Source organism: Actinomycetospora sp. C-140 (assembly GCF_054796175.1).
Genome location: NZ_JBTWNF010000050.1, coordinates 1 through 506, shown reverse-complemented (window position 1 = coordinate 506; position 506 = coordinate 1). Strand labels below are relative to the sequence as shown.

At 65.2% G+C, this 506-nt stretch carries 1 protein-coding gene; it reads right to left on the bottom strand.

What is annotated here, in order from left to right:
- On the bottom strand, positions 1-368 hold a 368-nt coding region (locus ACR9E3_RS32480; protein WP_460385208.1), incomplete at its 3' end, for an alpha/beta hydrolase.
- Positions 369-506 lie beyond the last annotated feature (138 nt).

Here is a 506-nt window from a genome sequence, read left to right as displayed (position 1 = left end):
ATGGCACTCAGGATCAGGACATGCCCACCGCTGTAGGAGATACCCCAGACACCGACACGCTCCCGGTCGAGCTCCGAGCGCGACTCGACGTAGGTGATCGCGTCCCGGTAGTTCTCGATCTGGCGCCACGGATCGATGTGCTGACGCGGGGCGCCCTGACTCTCACCGAGGTTCTCGTAGTCGAAGATCAGCGCGGCCAGACCGTGCGCCACGAACTCCCGCGCATAGTCCGGCTGCGCGAGCTCCTTCACATAGCACCACCCACCAGCCATCACCACGACCGGGAACGGACCCGGACCCTCCGGGAGATAGAGATCAGCAGCCAACGTGTTCCCGCCGCTGGTGAACCTGACCGACTCCGACCGCATGTCCCGCTCCTTCGTCCACTGACGTACAACTGTGATCGACGTGATGACTAGGCAGCGGGCTCATCGCCCGGAGCCACGATGAGGACGGCGTGGTGGTCGTACACGCCGCCGACGTTCCCGGCGAGGACGGTGGGCCGA